Below are 15,204 nucleotides of genomic sequence, written 5' to 3'. Positions count from 1 at the left end.
CGCAAAAACCCGCAGAGCCTACAAGGCTTTGCGGGTTTCGGTCCGGGTGTATTTCTCCCGTTGACTTTTCTCTTATGCCATAATTAAAAGAACAAATCAAGAACTTTTTTAGGAAATCTGAAAAAAGGGGCGGATATGCGCAGAAACCAAAGGCTCTGTGGAAGGTCTAAAGTGCCGTATGCATCCGATATCCCGGCGCGAATAACAGCCGGGCGGAGGTAATGCCCTGTTCCCCTTCCCAGGTCGTGCGCTCGATCAGGAACAGCGGTTCATTCTTTTGCGTGCGCAGGATTTCGGCTTCGTTTTCGGAAGCCAGCACGGCGGAAAATGAAATGTCGCCCTTGGTGTAGGGGGCATGAAGTACCAGCCATTCATTGGCACTGATTTTGGACAGATCAGCATCAACAATTTCTGGCGTCGCGGCGACCGAGACCCAGCGTTCTTCAAACATATAGGGCTTGCCATCCGCCAGATGCAGCGACGTGATATGCAGCATGTCGCTGTCAGGTGTTACACCCAGATTGGCGCAGATTTCCGGCGGCGGGCTGCGGCGTTCGCGAAACAGCAGGGCATAGGCGTATTTCTGGCCGCGGCCCTCGATCTCCAGCCGTATGACCGGAATGTCAAGCCGCGCGCGTCGCACCGGATGGGCCGCAACACGGGTTCCGGCCTTGCGGCGGCGATCAAGGAAGCCCTCGGTGGCAAGTTCGCGAAGCGCCCGGTTGACGGTCGCGCGCGCGCAGCCCAGTTCCTCGGCCAGTTCGACTTCCTTGGGGATCTGGTCGCCCGGTTTCCATTCACGGGTGTGAATGCGGCGCAGGACCTCGTCATGGACCGATTGCCAGTTTGTCAGTTCCGTGGTGGTGCTCACACCGCTTCCTTGAGTTGTTCCATCACCTTGCGATACCGGCCCGTGATCGTATCATGTGCGATATGGCGGCCCTCGGTCACGACATGGCGACCGGCCGACCAGACATCACGCACCATGCGATCATCTCCGGCAAAGACATATGTATCGAGGATCGTATCGCCTGTCCGACCGATAAGGTCAACTGCCGCGCCATCAAGCGCCATCAGATCGGCCAGTGCGCCGACCTCGATCCGGCCGGCATTGCGGCCTGCCGCCTGTGCGCCGCCTTTGGCAACCGCATCGAACAACCGGCGGGCGGTGGATTTTTCCGGGGTGGCAAGGGCGGCACGCGATTTATCGCGCAGACGCTGGCTGTATTCCAGTGTGCGGAGTTCTTCGGAAAGTGAAATGCGAATGTTGGAATCCGATCCGACACCGATATTTCCACCCGCATTCAGGTACCGCACACCATCAAAGATACCATCGCCAAGGCTGCTTTCGGTGATCGGGCAAAGCCCGGCAACAGCCCCGGTTCTGGCAAGGCCAAGCGTCTCGTGTTCCTGCATCTGCGTGCAATGGATCAGGCACCAGTTTTCATCGACATCGGCATGTTCAAGCAGCCATTCGACCGGGCGCTTGCCCCAGGATGCCGCGACTTCCTCGACCTCGGCGACCTGTTCGGCCAGATGCATGTGAACCGGACCGTCCTTTGACAGCCGCGTGGTGGCAATCAGGTCCTCGCGACCAACGGCGCGCAGCGAATGCGGGGCAACGCCCATGCGTGTGTCGGACGGCAGGGATTTCAACGCCCTTTCGCTTTCCTCATACAATTTGGCAAAGCGTTCCGGATCATTGCCAAACCGGATTTGCCCCGCGCCCAGCGGGCGTTTGTCGCAACCGCCGAACTGGTAATGCACGGGCAGAAGCGTCAGGCCGATACCGGTGATGTTTGCCGCCGCCGCAATGCGTTCGGCCATCTCGGCGATATTGTCATAGGGAACGCCGCCCGGTTGATGGTGCAGGTAATGGAACTCGGTATTGTTGGCGTATCCGGCTTCGAGCATTTCCATTTGCACAAAGGCCGCGATGTCCTGCACGTGATCCGGGGTGAGCTGATCAAGGAAGCGGAACATCAATTGTCGCCATGTCCAGAAGGTATCACGGGGATCGGGGCCGCGTTTTTCGGTCAGTCCGGCCATCGAACGCTGAAACGCGTGGCTATGCAGGTTCGATATCGCGGGCAGAAGCGTACCAACGCGGTTTCCGGTGGCAGGGGAATCGGCCTGAACCTTTGTGATTCTGCCGTCTTTACCAATCTCGATCAGGACGCTGTTTTCCCAGCCTTTGGTGGTAAGTGCCTGATTTGCCCAGAGAACCGTCATTGCTTCTACCTGTCTTGACAGTGATATTATGTACGTACATATTATATTTAATAACAGACTTATCAAGGGTGAGCTTTACATGCTTTTGGGGAATGCGAAAATTGTCGCGATCGATAAAGCGCCGGGCAAAGATCAATTATCATATTGTATGATTGATAAGGGCGCGGTGGCGATTGAAGGCGAAAAGATCGTCTGGGTCGGCGATGCCGACGCGATCCCCGAAGACTATAAAGACAGCAAAAAATTCCCCTATCGCGATCTTGAAGGCCGCCTGATCACCCCGGCTCTGATAGATTGCCATACCCATGTCGTGCATGGCGGCAATCGCGCGGTTGAGTTCGAAATGCGTCTGCAAGGGGCAAGTTACGAGGAAATCGCCCGTGCGGGCGGTGGTATTGTCTCAACCGTAAGCGCAACCCGCGCCGCCAGTGTCGAAGAATTGCTGGCAAGTGCCTTGCCGCGGGTCGATGGGCTGCTAGCCGAGGGTGTTTGCGTGATCGAGGTCAAATCCGGTTACGGGCTGGACCGCGACACGGAACTGAACATGTTGCGCGCCGCACGTGCGATTGAAAAACATCGCCCGGTTCGAATCAAAACCACTTTCCTTGGTGCCCACGCTACCCCGGCAGAATTCAAGGGTGAACCGGATCGTTATATAGACGAGGTCTGCATCCCGACATTGCGCGCGGCCCACGCCGAAGGGCTGGTCGATGCGGTTGACGGTTTCTGTGAAGGCATCGCGTTTGATACCGCACAGATTGCCCGTGTGTTCGATGTCGCCCGCGCGCTTGGCATTCCGGTCAAACTGCATGCCGAACAGCTTTCAAATATCGGCGGCACCAAACTGGCCGCGAGCTATGGCGCACTGTCGGTCGATCATGTCGAATATGCCAACAAAGAAGATGCGATGGCCATGGCCAAATCCGGCTCGGTCGCGGTCCTGTTGCCCGGCGCATTTTATACCCTGCATGAAAAACAGTTGCCGCCCGTCGCTGCCTTTCGAAAGCATGGCGTGCCAATCGCGGTCGCCACCGATTGCAATCCGGGGACATCGCCGCTGATGTCGATCCTGCTCGCGATGAATATGTCCTGCACATTATTCCGCCTGACCCCCGAAGAAGCCTTGGTCGGGGCAACGGCCCATGCCGCCCGTGCACTGGGCCTGTCCGATACCGGGCAGGTCAGAGCGGGGATGCGTGCCGATCTGACGATCTGGAATGTGTCGCACCCGGCAGAGCTTTCATACCGCATCGGGTTCAACCCGCTGTTCGAACGTATTTTTGGTGGGGTTCCGGTCGCGCGCTAGGCGCCCTGAACTCTGCCCACGCGCCCCGAAACCTGTATTCGACAAGGATGCAAAATGACCGTCACCCTGATCCCCGCGTCTGTGAAACTGGCCGATCTTGAACATATCTGGCGCAGTCAGGCCGCCGTGAAGCTGGACCCGTCGGCCAAGGCCGGGGTCGAGGCCGCCCATGCGATGGTCCGTGCCGCCGCCGAAGGCAGTGATGCGGTTTACGGGGTCAATACCGGTTTTGGCAAACTGGCATCGGTCAAGATTGCGGCCAAGGATACCGAAACCCTGCAACGCAACCTGATCCTCAGCCATTGCTGCGGTGTCGGGGATGCGCTTGATATCCCGACCACGCGTCTGATGATGGCGTTGAAATTGCTGTCGCTCGGGCGGGGTGCATCGGGTGTGCGCTGGGACATTATCGATCTGATCGAGGGGATGCTGGAATATGGTGTAACCCCGGTCGTCCCATCGCAGGGATCGGTTGGGGCGTCGGGCGATCTGGCACCGCTTGCCCATATGACGGCGGTTATGATCGGTGCAGGCGAAGCGGTCTATCGCGGTGAAACCATGGCCGGTGCGGATGCCCTGAAAAGGGCTGGTTTGACACCGGTGGTCCTTGGCCCGAAAGAGGGCCTTGCCCTGATTAACGGCACACAGTTTTCAACCGCATGCGCATTGGTCGGGCTGTTTTCAGCCTGGCGCAACGCGGCCAGTTCGATTGTCACCGCCTCGCTCTCGACCGATGCGATCATGGGATCGACAGCCCCACTGGTTGATGAAATCCATACGCTGCGCGGTCATCCGGGGCAGATCAATGTGGCGCGCGCGATGCGCGCATTGATGGACGGATCGGAAATCCGCGAAAGCCATCGCGAAGGCGATACCCGCGTTCAGGACCCCTATTGCATCCGCTGCCAGCCGCAGGTGACCGGGGCAGCCATGGATTTGCTGCGCTTCGCCGGGCAGACGCTGGAGATCGAGGCCAATGCGGTCACCGATAATCCGCTGGTTCTCAAAGAAGATGGCCGGATTGTTTCGGGCGGGAATTTCCATGCCGAACCGGTGGCCTTTGCCGCCGATCAGATTGCCCTTGCCGTTGCCGAGATCGGGGCGATTGCCCAGCGTCGCGTGGCATTGATGGTTGATCCGACGCTTTCACATGATCTGCCGCCGTTCCTGACCCCCGATCCGGGTTTGAATTCCGGTCTGATGATTGCCGAGGTCACGACGGCAGCGCTCATGAGCGAGAACAAGCATCTTGCCAATCCGTGCTCGACCGACAGCACGCCGACCAGCGCCAATCAGGAAGACCATGTGTCGATGGCCGCCCACGGTGCACGCCGACTGGCCCGGATGAATGCCAACCTTTCCTACATTCTGGGGGTTGAGCTGATCTGTGCGGCACAGGGCGTTGAATTCCGCCGTCCGCTGAAAACCAGTGCCGGTTTGCAGGATGTCCTGGCGATGGTCCGCAAAGACATTCCAAGTGTCGAGCAGGACCGTTACATGGCACCTGATCTGGCGAAGGCGGCGGAGCTGGTCACCAACGGCAGCCTTGTTTCGGCGGCGAAACTTTCGGGTTTTGTGGTGGGGGGCAACGCATGACCAAGAGCAATCCGGTTGAAGTCAGGCACGGCGATGGTCCCATCGTTCTGGGATTGCCCCATACGGGGACCTATGTTCCAGACGACATTGCCGCAAAACTGAATGATCGCGGGCGCGAACTTGCCGATACGGATTGGCATATCCACACGCTTTATGACGGGCTTCTCGATAATGTCACGACGGTTCGGGCAACGTTCCATCGTTACGTGATCGATGCCAATCGCGACCCGGCAGGGGTCAGTTTGTATCCCGGTCAGAACACCACGACCTTGGTGCCGCTGACTGATTTTGATGGTGAAAACATCTGGGATCAGGCACCTGACGACGATGATATCGCATTTCGCGCCCATCATTTTCACAGAGCCTATCATCAGGCATTGGCAGGCGAGCTTGACCGGGTCCGCGAAAAGCATGGGGTCGCGATCCTCTATGATTGTCATTCGATCAGATCGCATATCCCGTTCCTGTTTGACGGGAAGCTTCCCGATTTCAATATTGGCACCAATCTGGGGACGACCTGCGATCCGGTGATCGAGGCGGCAGCGCGCGATGTCTGTGCCGCGGCGAAGGATTACACCAGCATCGTTAATGGCCGTTTCAAAGGCGGCTGGACCACGCGCCATTACGGTCGCCCCGATATCAATCAGCACGCCATCCAGATGGAATTGGCGCAATCAACCTATCTTCAGGCCGAGGCAGCACCCTGGGCCTATGACGAAAGCCGTGCCGCAAAACTGCGCACGCATCTGACTTCCATTCTTGAAAAATTGGCCGAACTGGCCCCGACGTTAAGAGGCAAATCATGAGCAACAATCCGCGGCATAACCAGCGCGACGTCTATCCGGCAACCGGCACGGAAATCACTGCCAAAAGCTGGCTGACCGAAGCACCGATGCGCATGTTGATGAATAACCTGCATCCGGACGTTGCCGAAAACCCGCATGAACTTGTGGTTTATGGCGGTATCGGCCGGGCGGCACGTACCTGGAAGGATTTTGACCAGATCGTTGCCAGCCTGAAGGAACTGGAAGATGACCAGACTCTTTTGGTGCAGTCGGGCAAGCCGGTTGGCGTGTTTCGCACCCACAAGGATGCACCGCGTGTTTTGATTGCGAACTCCAACCTTGTGCCGCATTGGGCCAACTGGGATCATTTCAACGAACTCGATAAAAAAGGTCTGGCGATGTATGGCCAGATGACGGCGGGGTCGTGGATTTATATCGGATCACAGGGCATCGTTCAGGGCACCTATGAAACCTTTGTCGAGGCCGGGCGTCAGCATTATGGAGGCAGCCTTAAGGGCAAATGGATCCTGACGGGTGGTCTTGGCGGTATGGGCGGTGCACAGCCATTGGCCGCGGTTATGGCCGGTGCGTGCTGTCTGGCCGTCGAATGTGATGAAACGCGGGCCGATTTCCGCCTTCGGACCCGCTATGTCGATGAAAAAACCCATTCGCTGGACGAGGCACTGGCGATGATTGATCGCTGGACCAAAGCGGGAGAGGCGAAATCGGTTGCCCTGATCGGCAATGCCGCCGATGTGTTCCCGGAACTGGTCAAACGTGGTGTCCGCCCCGATATCGTGACCGATCAGACATCGGCCCATGACCCGGTGCATGGTTACCTGCCGCAGGGCTGGTCTGTCGCGGAATGGCGCGAAAAGCAGGAATCTGATCCGAAAGCGGTGGCAAAGGCCGCGCGCGCATCGATGCGTGTTCAGGTCGAGGCGATGGTTGCCTTCCACGATGCCGGTATCCCGACGGTCGATTACGGCAACAATATCCGTCAGATGGCCCTCGAAGAAGGATTTGAAAACGCGTTTGCGTTCCCGGGCTTTGTTCCGGCCTATATTCGGCCGCTGTTCTGCAAGGGGATCGGACCGTTCCGCTGGGCTGCACTTTCGGGCGATCCCGAGGATATCTACAAGACGGATCAGAAGGTTAAGGAACTGATCCCGGATGACAAACACCTGCATAACTGGTTGGATATGGCGCGCGAACGTATTGCGTTCCAGGGCTTGCCGGCACGTATTTGCTGGGTCGGTCTGGGGCAGCGGCACCGTCTGGGGCTTGCCTTTAACGAGATGGTCAAAAACGGTGAATTGAAAGCCCCGGTGGTGATCGGTCGCGACCATCTCGACAGTGGTTCGGTCGCAAGCCCGAACCGCGAAACCGAGGCGATGAAAGATGGTTCGGATGCGGTCAGTGACTGGCCGTTGCTTAATGCGCTGCTGAACACGGCATCGGGGGCCACCTGGGTTTCGTTGCATCACGGCGGCGGTGTCGGAATGGGCTTTTCGCAGCATTCCGGCATGGTGATTTGTTGTGACGGCACGGAAGATGCTGCACGCAGGGTCGAACGCGTCCTTTGGAATGATCCGGCAACCGGTGTGATGCGTCATGCCGATGCGGGATATGAAATCGCACTGGATTGCGCACGAGAACACGGGCTTAATCTTCCCGGGATTCTCGGCAAGTAATCTGACAAAAGAAGGGCCGGGGGCAAACGCCCCCGACCAATCAGGGTTCTTCATCAAGGAGGCTATATAAAATGAAAAGACGTGAATTTCTGACTGCCAGTGTTGCCGGTGCCGGGGCTGCCGCCATGGCGGCAACCTTTGCAACGCCAGCCATTGCACAGGATAAACGCCAATGGAACATGGTAACCGCATGGCCCAAAAACCTGCCTGGGCCAGGCGTTGCCGCACAGAAACTGGCTGATCGCATCACGACCCTTTCGGGTGGCCGGATCGAGGTCAAATTGCATGCCGCCGGTGAACTGGTGCCGGGCAACGGCGTGTTTGATGCAGTTGCCGAGGGGACTGCTGACATTTATCACGCGGTTCCGGCTTATTGGGGATCAAAATCCAAGGGCATTCTTCTGTTCGGGTCGCAGCCGTTCGGCCTGCGTGCAGACGAACAGGTCGGCTGGCTGACCCATGGTGGCGGTCAGGAACTTTATGACGAGATTTATGGCCAGTTTGGCCTGAAACCGTTCTTGTGCGGGAACTCCGGCCCGCAGTGGGCAGGCTGGTTCCGCAATGAAATCAAATCGGCCGAAGACCTTAAGGGGCTTAAATTCCGTACTACCGGCCTTGCCTCGGAAATGTGTGCCAAGCTTGGCATGGCGGTTCAGGCCATGGGCGGGCGTGACATGTTCCAGGCATTGCAGTCCGGTGCGCTTGATGCAGGCGAGTTCATCGGTCCGTGGTCCGATAGTGCGCTTGGCTTCTATCAGGTTGCCAAGAACTATTACTGGCCCGGTGTGGGCGAGCCGTCCTCGGCCGAGGAATGTGCAGTGAATGCCAAGGCATATGCCGACCTTCCCGACGACCTTAAGGCCGTGGTCAAATTTGCCTGTGACAGCCTTTATAACGAGGTCTGGACCGAGTACGAGACCAAGCATGCGATGGCCCTGAAACAGCTTGTTGCCGAGCAGGAAGTGCAGGTGCGCATGTTGCCCGATGATGTGATCGAAGCAATGGGCAAGGCAGCAGCCGAAGTGATTGGCGAGCTTCGCGAAAGTGACGATGCACTGACACGCAAAACGACTGAGAGCTTTGTTGCCTATCGTGATCTTATTGGCGGCTACATGACCTATGCCGATAACGGTCAGATGAATGCGCGCGCCAAGGTCCTTGGCTTCTGATAGAACTGAAGACCGGCGCGGGTTTGCTCGCGCCGGTCTTGTTGTTTCGCGGGGGATTTCATGCAACGCCTTGCTGATGCGCTGGATCAGGTGAACCAGTGGACCGGAATGACCGTGCGGTGGTTTGCACTTCTGATGGTTCTTTTGCAGTTTGCCGTGGTTTTGCTGCGCTATGTTTTCGGGTTCAGTTCGATCGCGTTGAATGAAAGCGTGCTTTACCTGCATTCCGGGCTTTTCATGCTGGGCGCGGGTTATACGCTTCTGGTTGATCGACATGTGCGGGTCGATATTTTCTATGCTGCGGCACACGAAACGACCAAGGCCAGGATTGATGTCTTTGGCTATGTCGTGCTTGCGATCCCGTCGATGGCGACATTGCTGTATTGGTCATGGCCGTCGGTGGTTAATTCCGTTTCGATGCTGGAAGGCGCGATTTCGGTGGGGGGGATTCCGGCCGTCTGGTTGCTTAAATCCCTGATTCCGGCCTTTTGTATTCTTTTGATTATTCAGTCGGTTGCCTGTCTTCTGCGGCAAATTATCATTTTGCGGGGGCGTACCGCCTGATGGAATACCTTGATTTATTGATGTTTGCGGCCCTGATGGGCTGCATTTTGCTTGGTTTTCCGGTGTCGTTTTCCATCGCTGGTGTGGCGGTGATTTTTGCCTTTATCGGTTGGGCAACTGACGCGATGAATATTGCGCTGATGGGGGCCCTTGGTCAGCGGGTGTTTGGTGTTCTGACCAATGACGTGCTGATTGCCATTCCGCTTTTCGTCCTCATGGGTGTGGTACTGGAAAGATCGCGCATTGCCGAAGACTTGCTTCATACCATGGGCCGGGTGTTTGGCCAGTTGCGCGGTGGGCTTGGCATCTCCGTGGTGCTGGTGGGCGCGTTGCTGGCGGCATCGACGGGGATTGTTGGTGCAACCGTGATTGCCATGGGCATGATTGCGCTTCCGACCATGTTGCGTACTGGCTATAACCCGAAAATGGCATCGGGGCTTGTGTGCACGGCGGGTACGCTGGGGCAGATCATTCCGCCGTCTACGCTTTTGATCATTCTGTCTGATGTGATGTCATCGGCCTATCAGCAGGCACAGTACGAACAGGGCAAGTTCACCATCGAAACCATTTCGGTCGGGCAGATTTTTGCAGGGGCCCTCATCCCCGGTCTGACGCTGGTGGTGATTTATATTGCCTATATCCTGTTGCGTGGTTTTTTCCGGCCAAATGATATGCCGCCGGTCAAAAGTGACGATGGCCGCCCGGATATGGGCGAGGTAATCCGGGCTATCCTGCCGCCGGTTTTGCTGATCATTGCGGTTTTGGGCGCGATCCTTGGTGGTGTCGCCACCCCGACAGAGGCCGCATCGGTCGGCGCGATTGGCGCGATCCTGATGGCCGGTGTGCGGCAGGGAGCAAACCGGAAGCTGGTCCTGGCGGGGACTGCGGCCCTTCTGATCCTTGCTGTTATGGCCGGGATTGCCCCGGTCCGGTTTCAGCGAAATGATCTGACCGGGTTTGATTATGTTCTGGGCGCTGGATATGTCGTTCTGGCGATTGCCGGTATTGCCGCGATTGCCGCGTGCCTGAGACAGGCATGGAAGGCCGACGTTCTGAAATCTGCACTGACATCGACGATGACCGTAACGGCGATGATCTTTGCCACCATCCTGACCGCCAGCATGTTTTCGCTGGTATTTATCGGGTTGGGCGGCGAAGACCATGTGGCGGAAATCCTTGAATCCATGCCCGGTGGCCCGATGGGCGCGCTGTTTTTCTGCATGGCGGTGATTTTCGTTCTGGGCTTCTTCCTTGATTTCGTGGAAATCACGGTGATCCTGCTGCCGCTGATTGCCCCCGGACTGATTATGATGGGTCATGATCCGGTGTGGCTGGCGATCCTGATTGCGATCAATCTGCAGACATCGTTCCTGACCCCGCCATTCGGGTTTTCGCTGTTTTATCTGCGCAGTGCCGCGCCTCCGGAAATCACCACCGGACAGATTTATGCCGGTGTGGTGCCGTTCATAGCACTTCAGGTGTTTGGCATTTTCGTAATCTGGTTGTGGCCGTCTTTGGCGCAATGGTTGCCAAGCGTGGTTTTCTGAGCATCTACTCAAAAGCGCCTCGTGACCTTATCCGAGGCATTTTTGTCGCCTAAAGCGGTAGGGCCCAGTCCTGCCGGACGGTACGGACCACCAGTTTGGAGGTATAGGTCTGGATCGGGATATCGGCGTAGGTTTCAAGGAAGTGATAGATATAGTCAGTATATTCCGTCGCATCGCGGAATTTGGCGATCATCACAAAATCAAAATCACCGGCGATCAGATAGCAATGCTGGATTTCAGGCCGGTTTTTGAGGATCTGCTGCATGCGTTGATCGATATCGGCGCTATCTTTTTCAAGCTTTATCAGAAACATGGCAGTGACCTGAAAGCCGAGTTTCTTTTCATCAAGGATCGCGCAGCGCGCGCGAATGACCCCGTCGCTTTCGAGTTTCTTGATCCGTCGATAACAGCTTGTCGGGGATAGCCCGACGCTGTCGCTAAGCGATTCCAGACTTTGCGTACAGTCTTTCTGGAGCTTCGCCAAAATCTTCAGATCAATCGCATCTGCCATAAATCCTGCAATAGCCCCCTGAAATTGCAAAAACCCCATCACTATTCGCCCAACTTTGCAAAATTTCTCCGTACGGAAGGGCTAAACTTAACACTACCTAAAGTGGAGAAAACTTCAATAAAACTCATGGGGTTATTCGGGGCAGGCGATGATTGTAGCGAAACCGACATGGAATTCTGACGTTAAAAACCTGTTTGTCGCGCCTTATTGGATTGCGCCTAACGAGCGAGATGCCGTGGCGCGGGGCTGGATCGGGTGCATGCGCGGTTATTTCATCGATCTGGATCAGGTGGATTCGGTCAAGGAATGGTCGGTGACGATTTATAATCATCTGGCATCGCGTAGCATGCCATTGACCACCGATCAGACTCAATTCTGGCCGATTGATGCGCTGGAAACCTTTCGGCTTTGGGTTAATCAGGGGTGGCGGGTTGATCAAACGTCCCCCTTCGATCCGGCCGACCGCATACCGCCGCCGGATTTGCCGCAAAAGGTCAAACGTATCAGGGCCGATATCCGGTCGTTAAGTCAGGACGAGCTTGATGCCTATCGTGCCAAGCTTGACGATATCATGCAGATTGGCAATCCGGACCGCGGCGCACCGTGGCAGATATTTGCCTATATCCACACCAACTGGTGCCTGCATTATCAGGAAGCCTTTGCGCTTTGGCATCGGGCGTATCTTCTGTATCTGGAAGAACTGATCGATTTTGCGATCCCCTATTGGGACTGGATGGCACAAGATGCCAGTGTCGATGGTAGCCCCGAAGCTGGCTTGCCCCAAGCGTTTCTGGACGAGGCATATATCCATCCCGGCACCGGCAAGAAGCGCCCCAACCCGTTACGTTATGCTGCGGCCAAGGACGGCAATTCCAAACTGTGTGCGATCGGCAAGATGAGCGGACCGGACTGCAAATACGTCCAGCGTAATCCGTTATTTTACACATCCGGTGATACCGACAGGGCGGAACGCACCAAGTTTTATGCGATGGCGCGGATTTTCCAGCAGCAGGTCGTTGATGCGCTGGAATTCGAAACTTTCAGCACGCCGCAGGGAGTCCCCGGTTACCCGTGGGCCAATATCCCGGCGTTTCACCCGCCGCAGCCCGATAATTTGTATCCTTATCGCGATGTCAATTTTGACGGTCTTTATGAACAGCCCCACGACAATTATCACGGCTGGCTGGGGCCGGATATGGGCGACAATGCCTATACCGCGTTTGATCCGCTGTTCCTGTCCTATCACGCCAATATCGACCGGATGCTTGAAGTCTGGATCCGCAATCATCCCGGCGCGCAATTCACCACCCAGACACCGCTTCAACCGTTTTTGGGCGCAGGTGCGACGGATGTAAGTTATTCCAGCGCGGACCATTGGCGCTATACTTCAATTGGTGAAATGGCGCAGGATAGCCGTCGTATCGGGTATGACTATGGAGAACCTCTTGCCAAACAGTTCACTGGTGACGCGGCGCGCAAGAAATCCCCGACGGCAGTAAAGGCGAAGCCATCCAAACCGGGAAAAATGGCAAAAGAGGCCGGTGTTTCCGCCGATCCGTTTGTCGCAACACGTGCCGAAGCCAAGATCATGGACGATGGCCCATGGGTGGTCTTTGACGATGTTCGTTGTACCCATGACAGTTATCTGATCGATGTTTTCATCAATCAGGCCGACGCGACCCCGAACGACGCGACAAGCTGCAACATGCATTATGTCGGCCGGTTCAGCCGGATCGGCATGGGGCTTGTCGATGATAAAGGACGTTGTGTGACACAGGGTGTGTCACGTGTTCTGAATGCCGGGCCGACCATCTATTCGCTTGATCTTCGCCCCGAAGACAAACCGCAAATTTCCCTTGTTGTGACCCACCTCGATACCGGCCGTGTTGTGACGGCTGACGAGTACAAAGCGCTACCCGGCTTTATTCCCCAGCTGGTTTGGGGGGATCCGCGCCAACCGATTATTGGACAGATGGCACCGCGCGGCTGCTGTTCGCTTCATTGATCATAACCGTGACCCAGGAGACCGAAAATGAGCACACCCTTTGCCAGATTTACGTCGCCCGCCCATCAGGCACCCAAGGATTACAAAAAGCTTGGTATGGAAAACGAACTGTCGGCTTTTGAAACCGATTGGAACAATAATGTTGCCGGTTGGACCGAGATGGCGATCATTGGTGATCCGTGGTCGAACCTGAATGATGCACCACGGGCGGATTACTATAACCCGCTGACCGAGGGATTTGGTGAAGCCGGTGACGCAGTCATCAGTTGGACCCCGTTCCCGAACCGCTTGATCGCCTTTCTGACCCCACCCGAGGCATCCAACAACCCGCAACTGCATCGACCATTGACCATGGATGAGGTCATGAGCCTTGCCGATAGTGGCGAGATCACCGTCGATGGCACGCTTTACAAGCTCTATGATCCGAGCGGTTCGGCTCCGATCCTGAAAATCCCGGCCAAACGGTGTCCGGAAATCGATTGGACCGGGGAATACGTTGATTTCTCGCCATCCGGCCCACGTGGCTGGCTTGATGAATATTGTGAATGGTCGATTACCTATGATGCGTCGGGCAGCAAGATGCAAAGCGTCATGTTTACCTGCGAAAACCCGGCCTATTATCTGACGATGTGGCGGATCAATCCCGAGGCGGTCCTTGGCCTTTATCAGATGTATGTTGATCCGGCGGTCAAGCTTGAAGACCTTTATTTGCGTTACACGGTTGATCAGCCGACCGGTAAAAAAGGCGATCCAGTCATGGATCCGACCACCGGACGTCCGGCCTATGACGTGACCAACAAGTGGAACCGCGGCACGGTGCGGGTTCCCGGCCAGTCGGGCGGGGCGCTGCATCTGACGTCAGGCCCCAATACGCTGAGTGCTGAAATTTACCTTGCCGCGGCGGCAACCATCCAGCGTCCGGATTTAAGCAGCCGCGATCCCCAAAGCCTGATTTGTTGTGCGCAATACGGTCAGAACTATCGCAATTCCGATCCGCATATCGGTTTCATCGCCAACCGGGCTGCGGCACGTTACCGTATTTCACTGACCGATCCGGTCGGGCTTTATATCCAGCAGCCCCAGAACCTTTCGAACTGGAAGGGGCCGAATGGCGAGGATATCAGCCAGTATTGGAAAATCACCCGTGGCACGGCGGGAACCGGTCCGAACAATTCGGACCAGATACTGCATGCGGTGTTTGATATTCCGCCAAGTGCCGGTTTCACGATCAATGACTGCACGATCAATGGTCAGAAGATTGCCCATATTGGCGATATCGCCAACCAGATGAAAATTGCCCTTTCGGCAACGCAGATGACTCCGAACCAACCGTTGCAGTCACCGATGAAATGCGTTTCAAGCCGCAGCAGCGGCAGTATGCAGCCCTGGCCGGTTCAGTTCGTGCCGATTGATCTGTTTTATGGGGAATCTCCGACCGATCTTCCGGCATTGATGGTACCGGGAACGGTGAACAGCTTTGTTCTGATCGTGCAGGGAGCGGATAAAAACACCACGATCGACAACGCGCGGATTGAGTTTTCCAACCCCGGGATCAAGGCCAAAGTGACCAAGTTCCTGCCAGATGCATCGGCGATTCCGGGCCAGACCGACGGTGGCGGTACGCAGGGCTTCATTATGGATCTTGCTGTATCGTCATCGGCAAATCCGGGATCCGTCAGCCTCCGGGTTCTGAACCCGAATGAACCGGCCAATCCATCGGATGCCGATCATCCGTGGGAAAGTGGTTTGGCTGTTATTCCAAGTCATTAACAGGGGCGGGGGGACGCATCCGGGG

12 protein-coding genes are annotated in these 15,204 nt (G+C 56.4%); 9 read left to right on the top strand and 3 right to left on the bottom strand.

Translation table 11 applies throughout. The annotated features are described in order from the left end of the window. Positions 1-166 precede the first annotated feature (166 nt). Together BC440_RS11645 and BC440_RS11640 are read right to left on the bottom strand one after the other, a co-directional pair. Entirely contained in the window at positions 167-871 is a 705-nt protein-coding gene (locus BC440_RS11645; RefSeq protein WP_063092487.1) for a GntR family transcriptional regulator, read from the bottom strand. Beyond that, entirely contained in the window at positions 868-2,232 is a 1,365-nt protein-coding gene (locus tag BC440_RS11640; protein ID WP_063092488.1) for a formimidoylglutamate deiminase, read from the bottom strand. The genes BC440_RS11645 and BC440_RS11640 overlap by 4 nt, the downstream gene beginning before the upstream one ends. Before the next feature lie 79 nt (positions 2,233-2,311). Here BC440_RS11640 and hutI point away from each other — a divergent pair, with 79 nt between their 5' ends. The 7 genes from hutI (at position 2,312) to BC440_RS11605 (ending at position 10,893) form a co-directional block, all read left to right on the top strand. Further along, positions 2,312-3,538, top strand: coding sequence for an imidazolonepropionase (hutI, locus tag BC440_RS11635; protein WP_063092489.1), 1,227 nt, complete (start codon positions 2,312-2,314; stop codon positions 3,536-3,538). 54 nt (positions 3,539-3,592) lie between these two features. Further along, complete coding sequence (hutH, locus tag BC440_RS11630) at positions 3,593-5,134, top strand: histidine ammonia-lyase (protein WP_007088759.1); 1,542 nt, start codon at positions 3,593-3,595, stop codon at positions 5,132-5,134. Further along, on the top strand, positions 5,131-5,940 hold the full coding sequence (hutG, locus tag BC440_RS11625) for an N-formylglutamate deformylase (RefSeq protein ID WP_007088760.1): 810 nt from the start codon (positions 5,131-5,133) through the stop codon (positions 5,938-5,940). The genes hutH and hutG overlap by 4 nt, the downstream gene beginning before the upstream one ends. Further along, positions 5,937-7,613: a urocanate hydratase gene (hutU, locus tag BC440_RS11620; protein WP_063092490.1), complete on the top strand. Its 1,677-nt coding sequence runs from the start codon at positions 5,937-5,939 to the stop codon at positions 7,611-7,613. The genes hutG and hutU overlap by 4 nt, the downstream gene beginning before the upstream one ends. Before the next feature lie 71 nt (positions 7,614-7,684). Further along, on the top strand, positions 7,685-8,782 hold the full coding sequence (locus BC440_RS11615; RefSeq protein WP_007088762.1) for a TRAP transporter substrate-binding protein: 1,098 nt from the start codon (positions 7,685-7,687) through the stop codon (positions 8,780-8,782). Positions 8,783-8,842: 60 nt separating this feature from the next. Continuing rightward, positions 8,843-9,346 (top strand): TRAP transporter small permease subunit, encoded by a 504-nt coding sequence (locus tag BC440_RS11610; RefSeq protein WP_063092491.1) that lies wholly within the window; start codon positions 8,843-8,845, stop codon positions 9,344-9,346. Beyond that, complete coding sequence (locus BC440_RS11605; protein ID WP_063092492.1) at positions 9,346-10,893, top strand: TRAP transporter large permease subunit; 1,548 nt, start codon at positions 9,346-9,348, stop codon at positions 10,891-10,893. The genes BC440_RS11610 and BC440_RS11605 overlap by 1 nt, the downstream gene beginning before the upstream one ends. A 49-nt stretch (positions 10,894-10,942) precedes the next feature. Here the strand turns inward: BC440_RS11605 and BC440_RS11600 are convergent, their stop codons facing one another. Beyond that, positions 10,943-11,443 carry an Lrp/AsnC family transcriptional regulator gene (locus BC440_RS11600; RefSeq protein WP_196871093.1) on the bottom strand — a complete coding sequence of 167 codons (501 nt, stop codon included), beginning with the start codon at positions 11,441-11,443 and terminating at the stop codon, positions 10,943-10,945. A 109-nt stretch (positions 11,444-11,552) separates the two neighbouring features. On the opposite strand from BC440_RS11600, the gene BC440_RS11595 reads away from it, so the two are divergent. Next, positions 11,553-13,409 (top strand): tyrosinase family protein, encoded by a 1,857-nt coding sequence (locus BC440_RS11595; protein ID WP_074624794.1) that lies wholly within the window; start codon positions 11,553-11,555, stop codon positions 13,407-13,409. 27 nt (positions 13,410-13,436) lie between these two features. Further along, positions 13,437-15,179: a hypothetical protein gene (locus BC440_RS11590; RefSeq protein ID WP_063092494.1), complete on the top strand. Its 1,743-nt coding sequence runs from the start codon at positions 13,437-13,439 to the stop codon at positions 15,177-15,179. Positions 15,180-15,204 lie beyond the last annotated feature (25 nt).

The sequence above is a fragment of the Thalassospira sp. MIT1004 genome, from assembly GCF_001858545.1.
In the GTDB taxonomy this organism is placed as follows: Bacteria; Pseudomonadota; Alphaproteobacteria; order Rhodospirillales; family Thalassospiraceae; genus Thalassospira; species Thalassospira xiamenensis.
The sequence above is the reverse complement of the archived record's forward strand: the minus strand, read 5'-3'. Positions and strand labels throughout refer to the sequence as shown.

Coding starts and splice junctions, on each gene's coding strand:
- BC440_RS11600 (WP_196871093.1), bottom strand. CDS start 11,443: ATGGGGTTTTTGCAATTTCAGGGGGCTATTGCAGGATTTATGGCAGAT.
- BC440_RS11610 (WP_063092491.1), top strand. CDS start 8,843: ATGCAACGCCTTGCTGATGCGCTGGATCAGGTGAACCAGTGGACCGGA.
- hutH (WP_007088759.1), top strand. CDS start 3,593: ATGACCGTCACCCTGATCCCCGCGTCTGTGAAACTGGCCGATCTTGAA.
- BC440_RS11640 (WP_063092488.1), bottom strand. CDS start 2,232: ATGACGGTTCTCTGGGCAAATCAGGCACTTACCACCAAAGGCTGGGAA.
- BC440_RS11595 (WP_074624794.1), top strand. CDS start 11,553: ATGATTGTAGCGAAACCGACATGGAATTCTGACGTTAAAAACCTGTTT.
- BC440_RS11590 (WP_063092494.1), top strand. CDS start 13,437: ATGAGCACACCCTTTGCCAGATTTACGTCGCCCGCCCATCAGGCACCC.
- BC440_RS11605 (WP_063092492.1), top strand. CDS start 9,346: ATGGAATACCTTGATTTATTGATGTTTGCGGCCCTGATGGGCTGCATT.
- hutI (WP_063092489.1), top strand. CDS start 2,312: ATGCTTTTGGGGAATGCGAAAATTGTCGCGATCGATAAAGCGCCGGGC.
- BC440_RS11615 (WP_007088762.1), top strand. CDS start 7,685: ATGAAAAGACGTGAATTTCTGACTGCCAGTGTTGCCGGTGCCGGGGCT.
- hutG (WP_007088760.1), top strand. CDS start 5,131: ATGACCAAGAGCAATCCGGTTGAAGTCAGGCACGGCGATGGTCCCATC.
- hutU (WP_063092490.1), top strand. CDS start 5,937: ATGAGCAACAATCCGCGGCATAACCAGCGCGACGTCTATCCGGCAACC.